Annotated in this window: 18 protein-coding genes; 6 read left to right on the plus strand and 12 right to left on the minus strand. The window is 38.0% G+C overall.

What is annotated here, in order from left to right; all coding sequences use genetic code 11:
• Nucleotides 1–23 precede the first annotated feature (23 nt).
• From CC92_RS23500 to CC92_RS0107865, 4 genes are all read left to right on the plus strand, one after another.
• Nucleotides 24–302, plus strand: a complete 279-nt coding sequence (locus tag CC92_RS23500) for a helix-turn-helix domain-containing protein (RefSeq protein WP_242841354.1) — start codon at nucleotides 24–26, stop codon at nucleotides 300–302.
• 518 nt (nucleotides 303–820) lie between these two features.
• Entirely contained in the window at nucleotides 821–1,015 is a 195-nt protein-coding gene (locus tag CC92_RS0107855) for a hypothetical protein (RefSeq protein ID WP_029503454.1), read from the plus strand.
• Nucleotides 1,016–1,152: 137 nt separating this feature from the next.
• On the plus strand, nucleotides 1,153–1,416 hold the full coding sequence (locus tag CC92_RS0107860) for a DUF6870 family protein (protein WP_029503453.1): 264 nt from the start codon (nucleotides 1,153–1,155) through the stop codon (nucleotides 1,414–1,416).
• 84 nt (nucleotides 1,417–1,500) lie between these two features.
• Nucleotides 1,501–3,174, plus strand: a complete 1,674-nt coding sequence (locus CC92_RS0107865) for a recombinase family protein (protein ID WP_029503452.1) — start codon at nucleotides 1,501–1,503, stop codon at nucleotides 3,172–3,174.
• Here the strand turns inward: CC92_RS0107865 and CC92_RS22970 are convergent.
• Entirely contained in the window at nucleotides 3,171–3,449 is a 279-nt protein-coding gene (locus CC92_RS22970; protein WP_051650773.1) for a hypothetical protein, read from the minus strand. The genes CC92_RS0107865 and CC92_RS22970 overlap by 4 nt on opposite strands.
• A 136-nt stretch (nucleotides 3,450–3,585) precedes the next feature.
• On the opposite strand from CC92_RS22970, the gene CC92_RS22975 reads away from it, so the two are divergent.
• A complete protein-coding gene (locus tag CC92_RS22975) occupies nucleotides 3,586–3,912 on the plus strand; it encodes a hypothetical protein (protein WP_051650772.1) in 327 nt (108 codons plus the stop codon).
• 86 nt (nucleotides 3,913–3,998) lie between these two features.
• Here the strand turns inward: CC92_RS22975 and CC92_RS0107880 are convergent, their stop codons facing one another.
• A complete protein-coding gene (locus CC92_RS0107880; protein ID WP_242841353.1) occupies nucleotides 3,999–4,670 on the minus strand; it encodes an HAD family hydrolase in 672 nt (223 codons plus the stop codon).
• A gap of 243 nt (nucleotides 4,671–4,913) precedes the next feature.
• Here CC92_RS0107880 and CC92_RS0107885 point away from each other — a divergent pair, with 243 nt between their 5' ends.
• Complete coding sequence (locus CC92_RS0107885) at nucleotides 4,914–5,144, plus strand: hypothetical protein (RefSeq protein ID WP_029503448.1); 231 nt, start codon at nucleotides 4,914–4,916, stop codon at nucleotides 5,142–5,144.
• Between the two features lie 208 nt (nucleotides 5,145–5,352).
• Here the strand turns inward: CC92_RS0107885 and CC92_RS0107890 are convergent, their stop codons facing one another.
• From CC92_RS0107890 to CC92_RS0107935, 10 genes are all read right to left on the minus strand, one after another.
• Nucleotides 5,353–7,245 (minus strand): ABC transporter ATP-binding protein, encoded by a 1,893-nt coding sequence (locus CC92_RS0107890; protein ID WP_155998372.1) that lies wholly within the window; start codon nucleotides 7,243–7,245, stop codon nucleotides 5,353–5,355.
• Nucleotide 7,246: 1 nt separating this feature from the next.
• Nucleotides 7,247–8,971, minus strand: coding sequence for an ABC transporter ATP-binding protein (locus tag CC92_RS0107895; protein ID WP_029503446.1), 1,725 nt, complete (start codon nucleotides 8,969–8,971; stop codon nucleotides 7,247–7,249).
• A gap of 97 nt (nucleotides 8,972–9,068) precedes the next feature.
• Entirely contained in the window at nucleotides 9,069–9,515 is a 447-nt protein-coding gene (locus CC92_RS0107900; protein ID WP_029503445.1) for a MarR family winged helix-turn-helix transcriptional regulator, read from the minus strand.
• A gap of 331 nt (nucleotides 9,516–9,846) precedes the next feature.
• Nucleotides 9,847–10,812, minus strand: a complete 966-nt coding sequence (locus CC92_RS0107905; protein WP_029503444.1) for an ABC transporter permease — start codon at nucleotides 10,810–10,812, stop codon at nucleotides 9,847–9,849.
• A gap of 2 nt (nucleotides 10,813–10,814) precedes the next feature.
• Nucleotides 10,815–12,170: an ABC transporter permease gene (locus tag CC92_RS20865; RefSeq protein ID WP_029503443.1), complete on the minus strand. Its 1,356-nt coding sequence runs from the start codon at nucleotides 12,168–12,170 to the stop codon at nucleotides 10,815–10,817.
• Complete coding sequence (locus CC92_RS0107915) at nucleotides 12,163–13,725, minus strand: ABC transporter ATP-binding protein (RefSeq protein WP_029503442.1); 1,563 nt, start codon at nucleotides 13,723–13,725, stop codon at nucleotides 12,163–12,165. The genes CC92_RS20865 and CC92_RS0107915 overlap by 8 nt, the downstream gene beginning before the upstream one ends.
• A gap of 243 nt (nucleotides 13,726–13,968) precedes the next feature.
• On the minus strand, nucleotides 13,969–15,138 hold the full coding sequence (locus CC92_RS0107920) for a BMP family lipoprotein (RefSeq protein WP_029503441.1): 1,170 nt from the start codon (nucleotides 15,136–15,138) through the stop codon (nucleotides 13,969–13,971).
• A 725-nt stretch (nucleotides 15,139–15,863) separates the two neighbouring features.
• Nucleotides 15,864–16,121 (minus strand): hypothetical protein, encoded by a 258-nt coding sequence (locus CC92_RS0107925; protein ID WP_029503440.1) that lies wholly within the window; start codon nucleotides 16,119–16,121, stop codon nucleotides 15,864–15,866.
• Between the two features lie 87 nt (nucleotides 16,122–16,208).
• Complete coding sequence (locus CC92_RS0107930; protein WP_029503438.1) at nucleotides 16,209–16,886, minus strand: UDP-N-acetylglucosamine pyrophosphorylase; 678 nt, start codon at nucleotides 16,884–16,886, stop codon at nucleotides 16,209–16,211.
• 152 nt (nucleotides 16,887–17,038) lie between these two features.
• Nucleotides 17,039–19,186 carry a DNA topoisomerase gene (locus CC92_RS0107935; RefSeq protein ID WP_029503437.1) on the minus strand — a complete coding sequence of 716 codons (2,148 nt, stop codon included), beginning with the start codon at nucleotides 19,184–19,186 and terminating at the stop codon, nucleotides 17,039–17,041.
• Nucleotides 19,187–19,566: the final 380 nt, after the last annotated feature.

Genomic DNA, 19,566 nt, shown 5'->3' on the forward strand with positions numbered 1-19,566 from the left:
TACGTTGGAGCGTATAGATTGATATGCTTATCACATACCTTTGGAAAGGTGGTGAGGGCATAAAAATCAAAGACGCAATAGTCGAAAGATTCCGGCAGCTATGCACGGAACGAGGTATCTCATTTACGGAGCTTGCTAGGCGGGCAGGAGTAACGCCCTCCACCGTATACAGTATGTTACAGCCGGAACGCCGGGATATAAGTGCGGTGACGGTCAAAAAGCTGTGTGACGGATTAGACTTGTGCATTATAGATTTTTACGATTGCGATTTGTTCCGCAATCTGCCGCCGGAAATTGAATAAGCTGAATAGTAAAAACGCCTTGCAGTTCAAAACTGCCGGGCGTTTTTACTTTGAAATTTTTTCAATATAGGGTCACACCTTTTAGCGTGTAACTGTCCTAAGAAGTGAGAAAAAGTTATTTTTCTTTTCAGTACCTTGACAATCGAATACCGATAACCCGGATACGTTCAATCAAGAGGGAGCCAGGCCACAGGGTACGCCAAGACCGCCCGTTGAAAGGGGGAAAGACCAAACGGAGCGCGAGCGATTCCTACCAACTGTAACAAGGCAGATATGGCAATCTGCCCGGCGATAATTTTTTGATTGATACAATGATACTTACGGTTTGAACGCTTCACCGCATTGACCGTCGCGCCATCAGCATGGGGCGGGGTGAAATTCCCATGAGGGCGGTTGCCGCCGCCCGTCCGGGTTATCGTTTTTTATATAAAGGGAGTACCGCGCCGCTTTTTCTGTCTTACGACAAGCCGACTTATAACGGCGCGGCATACTCCCGATTGACGAATGGAGTTTTTATCATGGATAAGGAATTACAGTCTTTGCTGTTTCAGCAATGGAGCAACGGCGCTTGCCGTGGCTATGTCATTCGGGCTATGGAAAATTGTGATTTTAGCCCGGACGATATAAAGCGCGTGGTTTCCGAACTTAATTATGTTTTCGACACTTGCGGCATAGAAGAAGCGGAAGCATACTATCAAAACAGCCCTTATTGACTTCGGGACAACTTGACCCGAAGTATGAGGAAAGATTAACAGCCATCACTTTTGCTGATAAAAGTGGTGGCTGTTTGTGTTTCCTCATAGGACAATCAGAGCATTTCATATACATAGAAAGGAGGGGGCGATTGTGATTGAAGAAACGTATCCCAATTTCAGAGTTGGCAAACGTGGACATAGAAGCGGTGAACAAAGAGGATTTAGTTGATGTAAGCGGCTTCATCTTTGATACGACTGTGCCGCAGGAACAACGTGCGGCAAAAGTCATAGCGGCAGTAAAAAATCCCTATTGTTTTCGTGTGGGTGATATGGGTGTGAAGCTGGAATTTTCAGAGAACGCTCCCACTTTGCAAGATGTGTTTGCCGACTTCCTGAAACGCAAGAAAAGCGGCCTGTAAAGCCAGTTTTCAGGCCGCGACAACATTGTTTGCATTACGCTGAAATGGTATAATATAGGTGTAATGTGATAGGAAGGAGGACACATGGCAAGAACAAAAAACAGGGGCTTTGAGGAAAAAATATCAGCACCTCAAATGATCCGCTGGAAACTTGGAGAATATATCCGCTTATCCAAAGAGGACTTAAACCGTGGAAAGGACGACAGCAACAGCGTTACCAACCAAAAAGCGTTACTTGATGATTACTACCAACAGCACATAGACGAGTTTGAAAGCGTTCAGCCGCCTTATGTGGATGATGGATACACCGGAACGGACACCAATCGAGACAGCTTTCAAAAACTGCTTTCCGACATATACGCCAAAAAGGTAAACTGTGTTATCGTCAAAGACCTCTCCCGCCTCTCCCGTAACTATACGGACGCAGGGAGCTTGATTGAAAATCTGTTTGTACAGATGAATGTACGGTTTATCAGCTTGGCAGAGGGTATTGACAGCTACTTAAACCCGGACAGCATTTCCAATCTTATTGTGCCGATTACCAATGTTATCAACGACAATTTTTGCTATCAGACTTCAAAGAAGATACGGCAGGTTTTTGATATGAAGCGGCGCAATGGCGAGTTTATCGGCGGTTTCGCGGCGTATGGTTACATGAAAAATTCAAAGGATAAAAACGCTTTAGTCGTTGATGATGAAGCCGCCGAGGTTGTAAAAAGTATCTACGAATGGTTTTTAGACGGCATGAGCAAAAACGCCATAGTACGAAATCTCAATGACCGTGGCATTTTGTGTCCGTCCGAATACAAGAAAAGCAAGGGCTTAAACTACCAAAATCCGAGCGGTTCAGAAAGGCCCTTATGGAGTGCAAAGACGGTAAGCGACATTTTGAAAAACCGCCTTTATGTAGGGGACATGGTGCAAGGCCGCCAGCGTGTGAAAAGCTATAAGATACATACGCAGGAACAGGTTCCAGAAAGTGAATGGTACATTGTGGAGAACACCCATGAACCAATCATAGAACGGCCTATCTTTGAAAAGGTGCAGGAGTTGCTAAAGCGTGATACTCGCACCGCGCCACAGAAAAAAAAGCTCTATCTATTTAGCGGCTTTCTCCGTTGCGCTGATTGCGGTAAGGCTATGAGCCGCAGTCAAGTAAAAGGCACAGTCTACTACTTCTGCCGCACCTACAAAGACCAGTCAAAAACGGCTTGCACCAAACATTCCGTGAAGCACAACCGGCTGGAAGCGGCTGTCCTGTATGCCATTCAGCAACAGGTATATCTGGCAGTACACTATGCCAACACTTTGGAATATATCAGCACAGCCCCGCTTCAAAAGAGCCAGTCCATACGGATTGAAGCATTGATAGACGCAAAAGAAAAGGAACGCTCCAAAGTCATGCGTTATAAGCAATCTATTTATCAGGATTGGAAAGACGGAGAAATCACTCATAGCGACTACCGCCATATGAGCGAAGATTATGAACGGCAAATAGGCGCTTTAGGCGAAGTTTTGAAAAACCTCCATGCAGAGCGTGAGGAATTGCAAAACGGTATTACCGCCGAAAGTCCTTGCTTAGTGGTTTTTAAGAAGTTTGAAAATATCGACAAGCTGACAAGAGAGGTTTTGGTTGAACTTGTAGACCATATCAAGGTACATGAGAACGGCAATATCAGCGTAAAGTTTAAGTTTGCTGACGAACTACGCCGTGTAATGGAATACATAGAAATCAACACCCAATCCGAAGCGGTTTAACAGACCGCTAATAAAAAGGCAGTTTGTTTTCCTAATATTACCGGGTCAACTGGTCCTACCGGTCCTACCGGTCCTTCTGGCGCTGCTGGTACTACAGGTGCCACTGGTCCTACCGGTCCTACCGGTCCTTCTGGCGCTGCTGGTACTACAGGTGCCACCGGTCCTACTGGTCCTACTGGTCCTTCTGGTGCTGCTGGTACTACAGGTGCCACCGGTCCTACTGGCCCTACTGGTCCTTCTGGTCCTACTGGTGGTAGCGGTCTGGGTGCAATCATACCTTACGCTTCAGGAAGTAACGTTTCCTTAGGTGTTAACACTGGAACTGGTGCACGAAATGTTGCTATCATTGGTTTTGGTGAAGATACTACTCAAATTACTACAATTGGCTCTATCATATCAGTAGTTAATGATTTGCAGTCCTTTGCATTTGTAGCTCCAAGAAACTTAACGATTACTGCAATATCTTCTGCAGCGGTAGGTCAATCGGTAACAGCAGACAATCCAGGAATAACAGCTCAGATTTACACTGCTCCAATCAATAGCACTGACTTCACTCCTATTGCAGGTGCATCTGTTTCCTACACGGCTCCAGCATCTAATGCTTCCAATGGTAGTACTGCTAATGTTAATATTTCAATCCCTGTAAACACAAGAATATTAATGGTTGTCTATGCTACAAGCACTGCAACCAGTGGTACTGTCAATGTATTCCTTAACGGTTCCATTGCAATAACCTAATAACACATCACGTTATAGATAAAAATATTGTCAATAGAATAATTAAATAAAAAACACCAATCATGATAAATGATTGGCGTTTTTTATTAATTATCTAAAAATTCTTCCCTATTTACTAAGTCACAAACACTTGAAACAATAGCATCAGCCCCTGCTGCTATCAGCTCCTCTTGATTACCATAGCCATTCAAAACTCCAATAGAATCTATCCCCACTTCTTTTGCACCTAAAATATCATATTTACGGTCACCAATCATAACAGCTTTTGTCCGATCTGTTACCTTTCCTTCCTTTAAAACATACTGTATCACCTCGGATTTTTCAGCACGATCTCCATTTAATTCACTCCCACCAACAAAATCAAAGTACTGGAGTAATCCAAAATGTTCTAATATTTGCTTTGCAAAGACTTCTGGCTTTGAAGTCGCAAGCATTATTTTCTTCTTTCGCTCTTTTAATTTTGACAATAACTGTGCAACACCCTCATAGACTTCATTCTCATAGATCCCATAGTCCTTAAAATATTCTCGATACTTGTCCACAGCCTCTAATGCTTTCTCCTTACTAAATCCAAAATCCATAAAACTATCCACTAGAGGTGGTCCAATATATTTACATAAGGAATCTAAATTCTCTATTTCAATATCAAAAAATTTTAGGGAATATGCAATAGACTTAGTTATACCAAGCTTTGGGTCAGTTAATGTTCCATCTAAATCAAATAAAATATAATCATAGCTCATAAGTTCTTCTTCCATCTCTTTCTCTTAACATTTTACTAACTATTATATCAATTAGAAAATTTTTCTTCAATAGATATGCTATTTTCTTGGACATACACATTAGGGTAATGTAGATTCACTTTTTAACCCAATCTAACGCTTCATTGTAATTACATAACTATAACCATGTAACCTCAGTTTTATACCTTACTTTTTTGTGCTATAATAAATAGGATAAATGGAATCTACAAAAGAACATACGAAGGAGTGGAGAAAAGAATGAGAACAATGGAGTTTAAGATGGAACGAGAAGGTTTAGTAAAAGCAGGGGATCAAGTAGAAGTTATGGAAAGCAAACTTCCAATGAGCTATTATTACACCATCATCCCAGCTGTGGCCATGTCTGCAAACTATACCTTCTCGGAACGTTTAAAGAATCTTACAGGCACAGTGACTGATGTTCGTGGTAGTTCTGAGGGTTGGTATGTAACTGTAGAATTTGAAGAATAATTAAAACCAGAAAAGTGATAATATTACAATAAAAATAGAAGGTATTCTCATGATACCTTCTATTTTTATACACAAGTACGCAGTGCAAACTTGTCATCTTTTCTACATAATATCTTTCATGCTTCATAATTCATAGGAATAGGCTAACTTTTATTACGCAATTTTAGATACCTTCCAACAGACCTATCGGAAGCATTCGATCTCCCACTTACGATAGCTCAAACATTCCAGTATATAATTGATAATACTTACCCTTTTGTGCAATTAACTCGTTATGGTCTCCTCGTTCGATAATTTCACCATTCTCAAGTACCATAATGGCATTTGAGTTTCTAACTGTGGATAGGCGGTGGGCGATGACAAATACTGTTCTTCCTTGCATTAAACTATCCATACCCTTTTCAATTAAAGCTTCTGTTCTAGTATCTATCGAAGAGGTGGCTTCATCAAGAATTAATACCGGTGGGTCCGCAACAGCTGCTCTTGCGATTGCAAGAAGCTGTCTTTGTCCTTGGGATAAGTTTGCGCCATCCCCTGTAATTTGTGTTTCATATCCCTTTGGTAAATGTTTGATAAAAGAGTCTGCATTCGCAAGCTTTGCAGCTGCCAATACTTCTTCTTCCGTTGCATCCATCTTACCATAGCGGATATTATCCATAATCGTCCCGGTAAATAAATGAGTGTCCTGTAAAACCATTGCCATAGATCTGCGTAGATCTGGTTTCTTAATCTTATTAATATTAATCCCATCGTAACGAATCCTACCATCTGGTACATCATAGAACCGATTAATTAAGTTAGTAATCGTCGTTTTTCCTGCACCTGTAGAACCAACAAAAGCAATCTTCTGTCCTGGCTTCGCATAGAGACTGATATTACGAAGAATCGTTTTATTATCTTCATATCCAAAGACAACATCATCAAATTCTACAGCACCACGCACTCTTGTATACGTAGTAGTTCCATCTTTGTGGGGATGCTTCCACGCCCATATTCCAGTACGATCTTCTACTTCAGTAAGACTACCATCTGAATTTTCCTTAGCATTCACTAATGTTACATATCCATGATCCTCTTCCGGGTTTTCATCAATAAGTTCAAAGATTCGTTCCGCTCCTGCTAACGCGGTTAATACTGCATTAAACTGCTGTGAAATCTGAGTAATTGGCTGTGTAAAGTTTCTTGTAAACTGTAAGAAGGAAATTACGGTACCAAGTGTTAGGATGCCATTAATCGTAAGAATACTACCAACAATTGCAGTTACTGCGTACTGAATATGAGATAAGTTCCCCATAATTGGCATCAATACATTCGCATACGTATTGGCATTGGTAGAAGCTTCACATAAAGCTTCATTTAATTGATTAAATTCGTCTTTAGCAACTTCCTCATGACAGAATACTTTCACAACTTTTTGACCTTCCATCATTTCTTCGATATAGCCATTCACCTTACCGATGTTTTGCTGTTGCTTCATGAAGTATCTACTACTTCTTCCACCGATAAACTTAATCGCATTTAAGGAAATGAATAACATACAGATTACTACAATGGTTAACTGCCAGCTATAGATTACCATCATGGTAAAGACACCGGTAACCGTTATCGCTGAGGAAATTACATTAGCAACACTGTTACTAAGCATTTCACGAATAGCATCGGTATCGTTTGTATAGCGGCTCATTAACTCGCCATGGGTATGTGTATCAAAGTATTTGATTGGGAGGGATTCCATTTTACGAAATAAATCGGTTCTAATACGATATAAAGATTTTGTTGAAATCATTAACATTAATCGACTATACATGTAACTTGACAATGCACCAAGCAGATAGATTCCTGCCATGAGTAATATTGTCTTTAAAAAACCTGCCATCAATTCACTACTATAAGATTTAAGCATTGGCTCTAGGTACTGATCAATAACTCTTTTAAGCATGGAAGTACCTGCTACTTGCGCTCCTGCGCTAATTGTAATTCCAAGGATAACTACAATAAGAAGCGGTTTATTTTCTGCAATATAACCAAGAATACGGCTAAATGTTTTTACTAAGTTCTTAGGTTTTGCTCCTGGTTTTTGTGATTTCATCGGACCTGCCATCTTATTTGTCTCCTTTCTGCTGGGATTCATATACTTCCTGATAAATCTGATTCGTTCTCATTAACTCTTCATGAGTACCAAAGGCATCTATTTTACCGTCATCCATCACGATAATTCGGTCTGCATCACTAACGGAAGTAATACGCTGTGCTATGATAATCGTTGTTGTTCCTTTGAGATTTTCACGAAATGCTCTACGAATATTGCTATCCGTTGCTGTATCAACCGCACTGGTGGAATCATCAAGAATAACAATCTTAGGCTTTTTAAGCAAAGCTCTGGCAATACAAAGACGTTGTTTCTGACCACCAGAAACATTCACTCCACCCTGCCCTAAGTCAGTCTCATAACCATCAGGAAATGACATAATAAAGTCATGTGCACAAGCTGCCTTACAAGCTGCAACAATTTCTTCCTCGGTTGCATTCTCATCCCCCCATAAGAGATTCTCTCTTATCGTTCCTGAAAATAAGACATTCTTTTGTAGTACCATCGCAACTGAATTACGTAACGTGGTTAAATCATAGTCCTTAACATTATGTCCTCCAACTTTTAATTCGCCGCTTAGGACATCATATAGTCTTGGGATTAGTTGTACTAAGGATGTTTTAGAGGAGCCAGTACCCCCGATAATACCGATGGTTTCCCCTGATTTGATGGATAAATTAATATGATCTAAGGCTGTTTTTTCTGGATCTTTTGAATAACTAAAGGAAACATCTTTAAATTCAATGGAACCATCTTCAACAGAAAGTGTACTCTCTGGCTCTGTAATATCAATTTCCTCATCTAATACTTCCACTATACGAGTTACGGATGCTCTTGAGATGATTGTCATAATGAATATCATAGAAAGCATCATTAATGACATCAGAATTTGTGTAACATAACTGATAAAACTAGATAGTTGCCCGATCGCAAAGGTACCATCCACCACCATGTTACCACCAAACCAAAGAACTGCTACGATACAACCGTACATACATAACTGCATCAAAGGCATATTTAAGATAACTAATTTTTCTGCAAATACTTGTGCTCTTCGTACTTCATCTGCGCCTAATTCGAATTTTTTCTTTTCTTGTTCTTCTCTAACAAATGCTTTTACAACACGAATACCAATTAAGTTCTCCTGTACATTTGCATTCATCTTATCATATTTTGCAAGCATTGCTTCAAATCTAGGGTGTGCATTTTTAATAATAAAGAATAAAGCACACCCTAGAACCGGTATCGCAATTAAAAATATCATTGCTAATTTTGTGTTAATAGAAATTGCCATGGCTGTTGCACCAATTAACATAATCGGAGCTCTCGCAGCCATTCGTATTAACATCATAAAGGCATTCTGGGTATTGGTTACATCTGTTGTTAACCTCGTTACTAAAGATGCTGTAGAAAACTTATCGATATTAGAGAATGAAAACTCCTGAATTTTATCAAATAAAGTCTTTCGAACATTTTTTGCAAATCCCATACCAGCTACTGCTGCTAACCTTCCGCCTAACGCTCCAAACATAAGAGAAACTAATGCCATAAGAACCATCAAAAGTCCCATCTTAACTGTGTAGGAGATTCCTCCATCTCCTTGAATTCCCTTATCTATAATTTGAGCCATTACAAAGGGAATTGAAATCTCCATGATTACTTCACCAATCATTACAATAGGTGTTAGAATTGCATGTTTTTTATACTCTCCAACACACGGTACTAATTTTTTAATCATATTTTCCTCAATTCTAGCGCTTTAGCGCCTTTACACTTACTACTAAATCATTATAAAATCCTCGAATTCTAGCTATATAAGCAGAAATACATCGAACCTAATCTCTTTTCATGTTTTCTGCTACCTTTCTAAGTAAACAGCGAAATTCATCCTTCTCGTCATCCTTCCAACCTTCGAGTATTTTTTTCTCCAGAAGATCGAGCGATTCCTCAATTCCATGTTGAACCTGATTTCCTTTCGGAGTAATTACAATACTCTTCACTCTCCCGTCAGAATGATTATGATAGCGCTCTATAAATCCTTGCTTCTCTAAATTCCCCATGACACTTGTAACGGTAGAGCTTCGTAGAAAGAATACCTTTTCAATATCTTTTTGTATGATCTCGCAATCCTGATTATGATAGAGATAGGACAATACTTTCGCTTGTTTTGTTGTAATACCATACTGACTCAAAAGAACATTATGATAGTTTCCTATCAGATGTGACGTAAAATCAATTAATATAGCCACATTATCTCCCTTGGGCCGTCTTGGCTCATTCATGTCATCGCTCCTTTCAATTACCTCGAATTCTAGTTATATAGAATACTGCTTTTTATTATTATTGTCAATCATATTTTTTTGCTTTTTACTAACCAAATTTTAGTTCCTGTCATAAAAAACGTTCACAAGAAAGAGAACCAATTTGTGAACGTTTTTTAACTTATAGATTACTTAGAAATTATTCTGAATTACGCGATTTACATAAAATATTACATTTCAGTACCATATACCATACGGGATTTAAACAGAGAAACATCAAAAATGAAGCACAAGCCACAAGACCTTGCTAGGGCATTTTTTCAAGGTAAGTAAAAGATTTACCTCATCTTTATTAGCGTTTTCCCTTATCGTAAGGAATGCCTTCTGCCTTTGGCGCTCTAGATTTCTTAGACGTAAAGGCCAAGACAACCATCGTTGCGATATAAGGTAACATCTTATAATAAGTTTGATTGATATTTAAATTATTTAAGAATGGAATTAACGGTACGGAATAAGCAACCGTACGTAAAAATGCAAAGAATAATGCTGCATAAAATATCTTTATAGGCTTCCATTGACCAAAAATCATAACAGCAAGCGCTAAGAAACCAAAGCCAGCGGCTCCGGTATGTCCATTAACATTACCTGACATTACACCTACAGAATAAAAATATCCTCCGATACCACCAAGAAAACCTGACAAGGTAACACCTGCATATCTCATATGATATACATTAATACCTACTGAGTCAGCTGCCTGTGGATGCTCTCCACAAGCACGTAATCGTAAACCAAATCTTGTCTTATAGAATATGATGGTTGCAATTATTAAGAATGCAATACCAATGTAAACCGTAAGATATGTTTTTTGGAAAAACAGCTCTCCAATGATTGGGATATCGCCTAGTACAGGTACTTTTTGAATATAAAATTTTACATTTGTCGTAATACCATCACTGTTAAAACTCATCTTAGAAAATAATAATACCATTGCTGGTACAATCATATTGAGTGCTGTGCCTGTAATTGTTTGATCTGCCTTCATACTTACAGCAGCGAAAGATAACAATAAGGAAAAAATAATTCCAGCCAGTGCAGCAACTAACATCGCCAATAATAAAATTACCTGCGGATTTAATCCAGTTCCTTGAACGAAATAAACAAAAAGACACCCAAAAAATGCACCAAATAGCATGATACCTTCGAGCGCGATATTAATTACACCGCTTCGCTCACTAAACATTCCTCCAAGAGCAACCAACAAAAGAGGTATCGCTACTGGAAGTGTATTTTGAATTAAATAAAATATAACATCCATCTTTACTTAACCTCCTTTTCTGGTGTCGTATCTTTTAGGTTTTCACTATTCGATAGAACATCCTTTAAGTCAGGTTCGATTGGATTCTCAATATCTTCATTGCTACTTAAAATCTCTGTGTTCTCGTTATTTTCAGTATTCTTACTATTATCTGTTTTCTCTGAACTCCCTATATTTCCTGATTTCTCTAGTTCTTCTGGAATCGTAGTAACAGTATCCTTTTTATCTAGTGTAGCTACATCCTTTGAAGCTTGGGTTTTCTCTATATACTTTTGATGTCTCTTATCTTTCCTTCTCTTAAAGAACGTAACCATCATATGATTCATTAACATCGCAAACGCTGAGAAATAAATAATAACTGATATTACGATATCAATAATTTCTGGTTTATATCCATAAAGTGCGGTCAAGGTACCACCACGCTGAATATGAGAAATAAAAATGGCAGAAAAGATAATTCCAAACGGGCTAGAATTACCAAGGAGTGCTACCGCGATACCATTAAATCCATTGGCTGCAATAACACTAATAGGCTCATAGGTCATACTACTTCCCGCTATTGTGGATGGGGCTAATATACTAAACGCACCACCAAGACCTGCAAGCCCACCGGCGATAAGCATCGTAAGAACAATATTTTTCTTACCATTCATTCCAGCATAGTTACTAGCAAACTTATTATATCCAGTCGCTTTTAACTCATATCCAAATATAGTTTTATTTAGAATGATAAATAAAATAATCGCTATTCCAATTGCTATAAATATCGATACATTTACGCTACTTCCTGTAACACCCAAAGATGGGATTTGAGCTGATTTCGGAAGATATTCTGTTCTTGCTTTTGTAGATACATACATCACAGAATTCCCCATAATAAGCATATCAACTAAGAACATACCGATATAGTTAAACATGATAGAGGTTATTACCTCGTTCACATTTAAGAATGCCTTAAATAATCCTGGTATAATTCCCCACAACATACCACCTACCATACCTGCAAATATGCATGCGATCCAGTGAATATTATCTGGAAGGTCCCACATAAATCCAACATAGAGTGAAAAAAACATACCCATCGTATATTGACCAGAAGCTCCAATATTAAATAACCCCATCTTGAAGGCAAAACCGACCGCCAAACCAGTCATTAATATAGGAGTTGCAAAATAAAACACATCACCAATACGCTTAAATCCACCCGTTAATACCGTACGAAAACCATTGACTGCATTCGAAGGGCTTGCAACCAGCATAATAAAAAATCCAAATATTAAACCTAGTACAATGGCAAGCAGCGCCGAGGTAAAGGCAGAAAAACTCTTTGTTTTGGTTATATTACCTAATTTATTCATTGGCGCTTGATTCCTCCTTCTTCTTTGGCATCAAAGTATTACGTTTTGCACCAGACATATAAAGACCAAGTTCCTCTACTGTGGTTGTCTTTGGATCAAGCTCACCAACGATTTCACCTTCATACATAACTAATATTCGATCGCTGACATTCATAACTTCTTCAAGCTCTAAGGATACGAGAAGAACTGCCTTGTTTGCATCTCTTCTTGCTACCAGTTGCTTATGTATATACTCAATCGCGCCGACATCAAGTCCGCGGGTTGGCTGAACGGCAACTAAAAGTTCATGTTGTTTGTCAATCTCACGAGCAATAATTGCTTTTTGCTGATTACCACCTGACATACTGCGTGCTATCGTAATTGGTCCCTGACCACTTCTGACATCATATTGTTTAATTAGCCTATCGGCATATTGACGAATTGCATGTCTACGTATAAAACCTTTTTTCTGAAAAGCAGGTTCCCAATAACGCTGCAATACCATATTTTCTTCTAGCGTATATTCAAGAACCAAGCCATGTTTATGACGATCCTCTGGAATATGACTCATTCCAGTTTTAGATCTGGTTCTAATATTCGCTTTCGTAATGTCTTTTCCGCATAAGGTCACTTTACCACCAGACATTTTTTCTAATCCAGTCAATGCGGATACAAACTCTGTCTGTCCATTACCATCAATACCAGCGAGACAAACTATTTCACCTGCTCTAACATCAAAGGATACATTTTTCACAGCATTGTTTTTATGAATCTTTGATGGCACGGTAACATCCCGTACAGAGAGAACAACCTCGCCTGGGGAGGCTTCCTCTTTCTCAACTGAAAAACTAATATCTCGTCCAACCATCATTCTTGATAATTCTTCTTTGGTTGTATCCTTAATGTCTACAGTTCCTATATATTTTCCTTTACGCAAAACTGTGCAACGGTCTGCTACCGCCATAATCTCATTTAGCTTATGAGTGATGAATAAGATAGATTTCCCCTCTTTTGCAAAGCCTCGCATTATTTCCATAAGTTCGTCGATTTCCTGTGGTGTCAATACCGCCGTAGGCTCATCAAATATTAATATATCATTATCTCGGTAGAGCATCTTTAATATCTCTACACGCTGTTGCATCCCCACTGATATACTCTCAACAATTGCATCTGGATTTACTTTAAGCCCATATTGTTCACATAGGTTTACTACTTTTTTTCTTGCTTCCTTCTTCTCAAGAAAGCCCAAGGTATTAGGTTCTACCCCTAAAATAATATTCTCTAAAACAGAAAAAATCTCTACCAGCTTAAAGTGCTGATGAACCATACCAATACCAAATGCATTGGCATCATTTGGGTTATTAATCTTGATTACTTGACCATTCTTTCTAATCTCACCTTTTTCAGCCTGATAAAGGCCAAATAGCACACTCATCAAAGTAGATTTTCCCGCACCATTTTCTCCTAGGAGTGCATGAATCTCCCCTTTTTTCAGACGGAGTGTGATATCGTCATTTGCTACTATTCCAGGGAATTCCTTTGTGATATGAAGCATCTCAATAATATAGTCTTCCACAATAACCCTCTTTCCTATTGTTTATTGTCGGAGCAACTTAGCTCTCTATCCTTTACAAGTACTGCCATGTACAATGATAAGTATGCTTTACAAACTTTTCCTTGTCATGAATAAGGGGGAATGGCTTTCGCCCTTCCCCCGTTGGTTTTCTTATTCCATGCGAGGTACATGTTCTAAGTTTTCTTCTATGTTCCTCGATAAAATACCCTTCTATACCTTATGATATAGAGATAATCCATGTTATTATCTAGTAGTTACTGCAACCTTAGTAAGAGATAAACCATCTGTTAATTCTTGTGCTGTTGCAATACCATTGGCATCTGCTACAGTAATCTCACGGATAGGATCAACTGTACCATCCACTAAAGTCTTAAATACTGCTTCATAATCAGCTTTTTTAAATGTGCTGAAACGATCAAAAGCATCTGCCTTATCATCTCCGATAACAACAGTTGGAAGACTAACACCATCATTCGCAGCATTAAAGTAAGTTGTCTTTCCGCCATAAGTATCCCAGCTATTAGACTCATAAATTGATTTAAGAACTGCTACTACCGATGCTCCAAGACCTTTTGTTGCAGAAGTCATAACAGTTTCACTATCGTATCTTTGGTCAACGTCAACGCCGATTACCTTAGCATTTGCCTCTGTTGCAGCTGACATAACACTCTTACCTACGGAACCGCCACAAGCAAAGATTACCTGAGCGCCTTCTTGGTAGATAGACTTAGCTGTACTCTTATTTGTATCTGTTTCTGCAAAATCACCCGTATAATGGTAGGTAACAGAAACTGCACCATCTGCGAGGCCTAATTCTTTTGCAGCATTTTCAGCACCCTGTAAGAAACCATAACCAAAGGAACGTACTGCTGGAACTGCCATACCACCCATGAAACCAAGTTTTGTCATACCATCTTTTACTGCAGCATATCCTGCAAGATATCCTGATTCTTCCTCTGCATACATAACGCTTGCTACGTTTGACTTAGTCTCATATGTAGCATAATCTGCAGTATGAGGAGCTCCGTCAAGTAAGATAAACTTAACATCTGGATACTTTGTCTGTGCTTCGTATACTGCTACTTCAAATAAATAACCAGGAGTTACGATAACCTTAGCACCACCTGCTACTGCTAAATCAATTGATGCAAGGTAACCAGCATCTGTAGCCTCTTCTGGTTTATAATATTTGTGTGAATATTTGTCTCTTGCAAACTCCACAACGCCTTCCCAAGAACCTTGGTTAAAGGACTTGTCATCGATGTTACCCTTGTCTGTAATCAGAGCAATCTCATATCCATTGCCTGTATTATTTCCTGATCCAGCACCAGTTTCAGTGTCTTTCTTACCACAGCCTGCTAATAAAGAACAGGTCATAACAAGTACTAAAGCTGCTGATAAAATCTTTCTCATAAATGTTTTCCTCCCAAATATAATTTGACGTAAATCCTGTCATCTCCATTATACAACTTTTTATGAAAATTTCAACTATTCTTCCATAAATTGAATCCTATTCGTGTTTAAATAATAACATAAATTAGCCTTTATTTATCTGAAAATTCGATGATATAACCCTTTGCTTTCATAACTTCTACTTAGATAGTGAAACAAGGCCTTTTTGTATCCAAGTTATTTTAATTTTATAGTAAAATATGTAGTGAAAAATTCAGTTCTTAATTAAATGATTTTGGTACTTAATATGAAAAGTCATTTTTGAGATACACAATGTATAATAGTTCCATCTTATGGTCTAAATATTTGCCCTTGTTTACAAAAAACTTAAGATGACCTTTGATTCGAGAACCCTTTTACATTCGTTAAGCATATGCATCTGGTTGTCTTCCCATGAAAAAGGCCATTATAAAGTACTTTTTTCTATTCAAGCAACGAAAAAAAACGCTTCGCGAACTTTTTCTTGGTATGAATAAAAAAAGAGATTCCTTAATTACTTCACGCCCTCGCATCTAAAGTAATAAGTAATCTCTACTTTGCTATATTATTTTCCAGATATACTCTGTCTTGTTATATTGTATTTACTGCTATACCTGTTTTACTATTTCATATAGTAGCTTTACGCTGCCTTACTATATTGTATTTACAGATATACTTCCTATATCTTATCCTTCTAATATCTCTATCTATGCATCAAAATCCGCATGATATACCTTATCTTTCACATGGATATCAACATAAGATAAGTTAAATTCCTCTTCCATCACATCAACTTTATACTCAAAAAAGCAGTCCTCTGTTTTCTTAGACATAAAAATATAGGTTCCCAATTCTTTTTCTTCAATTTCATCACAGATCTCGTTGTATATCTCATAACCATCGATTTCTCCAAGGTATCCAGATGCTTTTATTCTCTCTTCAATCATATCATAAAATTCCTGCATGATCATAACCTCCATTCATGTGTATTTTCCCTACAACTCTGAAGTTTGCGAAGTTAGCATAGGCACAAAACTTCCCGATAAAAATACTTAACTGAAATCATCCTGTTTTTTTGCAATCTCTCCAGCCTTTTTAAATATGCTGTGCTCTGGAATATATCCTCGTACAGACGATAGCGGATATACATTGGTCTCTCTACCAATAACGGTACCAGGGTTAAGAACGCTACCACATCCAATCTCCACCATATCTCCTAGGATAGCTCCCATCTTCTTTAATCCGGTTGGGTATTTTTCATTTTGAAATCGTACGGTAACTAAGGTTTTATCCGATTTTACATTGGAAGTAATGGAACCAGCACCCATATGTGCTTTATATCCTAGAACGGAGTCCCCTACATAGTTATAGTGTGGCACCTGAACTTTATTAAATAATACTACATTTTTAAGCTCTGTTGAGTTTCCAACGACTGCTCCCTCACCAACGATAATATTTCCACGTAGATATGCACAGTGACGGATTTCTGCGTTTTTATCGATAATACAAGGTCCATGAATATCTGCGGAACGAGCTACCGTAGCAGATTTCGCAATCCATATATTTTCTGCAATCCTATCATATTCCTCGCTTGGCAAGCGTTCTCCAAGTTTAATAATAAATGATCCAATGTTAGGAAGTACTTCCCATGGGTAGATTACCCCCTGAAATAAATCCGTAGCTATTGTCTGTGATAAATCAAATAAACTTTGTATCTCTAATTCTATCATACAACCTCCTATACTTGTGATGATTATTACGTATATATAATTTCGCGAAAAGAACGTTTCGTTAATGACATACTTCCGTGTGAGATTTAGAAGTTCTTATCTTCTGTATTCTGATAATAAAACATCTTCTCACACTTTATCCATTTCTACTCTTACCTTTTATAATTTTGCGCTACTTGTTCAAAATACGGTAATAATAGATTCGCATTATTGATTCCCTTCACGCCTTCAGTCATTCGACCTACAAAGCCCTCCAGTTTTGCTATATACTCCTCTTTCGTAATTGTACCGTCTGCTACCATCGTTAGACCTTTTTCCCAACTTGCAGTTAAATCTGCATTTAACAACGACCGAATGGAAGCATTCACAACATCATAAATTAATTCTCCCATTAAAGAGGGAGTCATAATCTGTGTTTTTTTATTTAAAGAGAGGTAATTTATCTTAACGAGTTTGTTCAAGATTTCAGCTCTTGTAGCACTTGTTCCGATACCACTTCCTTTTATCTGAGCACGTAATTCTTCGTCTTCAATAAACTGTCCCGCATTTTCCATCGCAAGAATTAAAGAACCGGAATTATAGCGTTTTGGAGGAGCTGTTTCTCCTTCTTTAATTGTGAAATTACGAACTGGTAGTTTCATTCCTTTTTTTAGACCTTTGATTACCTCAAAGAACGTGGCATCATAATCTTTTTCTTCTTCTGATTCCTCTTCCGAAGGTTTATCTTTCCCATCTACCTCTGTTTTTGTGGATGCTTTATCATTTGCTTGTGCTTCCGACTTTGAATTATTTGTGTTTCCCTGATAACCTGCAACCTTTAGATAACCTTCTTCTATTAGTACACGGAAACTTGAGAAAAAGCTTTCCGTAGCTATCTTCGTTGTAATTGCTATCTTCTGATATACTGCTGGTGGATAAAAGATACTTAAGAATCGTTTTACAATGGATACATATATCCTCTTTGCAGTCGCCGATAGGGATGATAACGCTCCAAAACCCTGACCTGTAGGAATTATTGCGTAGTGATCCGTAATCTGTTTGTCATTTACATAACGAGTCTTTGCTATATTTTTATATGACCCTAGTGCTAATACTTCTTCTGCAAATGGTTGAAACTGTGAAAGAGCAGCTAATCCCTTGATATTTTTATAGATTTCTTTCGATACCGCCGTAGATAACACTCTGGCATCCGTTCTTGGATAGGTTACTAGCTTCTTTTCATATAGCTCTTGTGTATATTTTAATGTTTCATCCGGACTAATTTTAAAGAGCTTAGAGCATTCATTTTGAAGTTCTGCAAGGTTAAAAAGAAGAGGTGGATTCTTATTTTCCTTCTTTTTCTCCATACTTACAATTTCAGCTTCTAAGCACGCTGTCTCTTGATCCTGTTTTAATTTTGCAAGATAACTATTTTTATTATTATTCTCAATTCTTGTTTCATATTCCGGTTCGTAGCCAGTAAGCATTGTAATTAATTTTTCTGCTTCTAACTTCTCACGGAAACCATTCTCTTTATAAAGCACAGGAGATAGATAATACTTTGATCCTTCTACTGCTCTAAATTCACCGTCAAAGGTCTTATCTGATGCCTCTATTGTCATCATTACACGGTAAAATGGAGTTTTCACAAATTCACGAATTTCTCGTTCTCTTCGAACCACCATTCCAAGCACGCAAGTCATAACACGTCCTACTGCTATTGCAGAATGTTTTTCGTTCTTAAGAAAATTATTTACGGTATATCCGTATTTTAGTGATAGCACACGAGAAAAGTTGATTCCCATTAAGTAATCTTCCTGTGCTCTTAGATATGCTGCTGCGGAAAGATTATCATATGCAGTAAGTGGCTTTGCTTCACGAATTCCTCTTAAGATTTCTTCCTCTGTTTGAGAGTCTATCCAAACTCTTCGTTTTTCTTTATTCTTTGGTACTTTAGCCATCTGGTCTACCAACCGATAGATGTACTCTCCCTCTCGCCCAGAGTCAGTGCAAACATATATTTTATCAACATCAGAACGATTTAAAAGTCCCTTAACTACCTGAAACTGTTTACTAACCGATGGAATAACCTCATATTTAAACTCCTTTGGTAAAAACGGAATCGTTTGTAATGACCACTTTTTTAAAGCTGGATCATAGCTTTCAGGATAGCTCATTGTCACAAGATGTCCAACACACCAGGTTACAATACTATCCTCTGATTCCATAAACCCATCTGACCTTTTAAAATTTGATTTTAGTGCTTTTGCAAATTCCTGAGCCACACTTGGTTTCTCAGAAATATATAAGCTTTTTCCCATGAATTTTCCAACTTTCATTGTTTACTGGCACAAAAACTTTTTTTGTGATACACAAAATGCTTTTCTTGTGATACACAAATGCTTTTTTTCGATACACAAATGCTCTTAAGTCTTGTGCTCTTCCAAATGTCCTATATTTTATTGTAGCATAATCCGAAACGTTTGTGAAGTTGAAAGACAAGTACCAATTTTGTGCAGTTTTCTCATTTCTGTGCATCTTTCTTCTCATCCAATACTAATCTTTTATCCCGCCCAATTCTCATCTTTTCTCACTTCCGAAATTAATACCGAAGATTATGCAGGCACAAACTTTCTGGGTTAACCACTTTTTTGTAAAAATCAAATGCCGTGCTGCGAAAAGCCCAACAAAATCTAATTAT

The sequence above is a fragment of the Lachnoclostridium phytofermentans genome (assembly GCF_000733755.1).
Classification (GTDB): domain Bacteria; phylum Bacillota; class Clostridia; order Lachnospirales; family Lachnospiraceae; genus Lachnoclostridium; species Lachnoclostridium phytofermentans_A.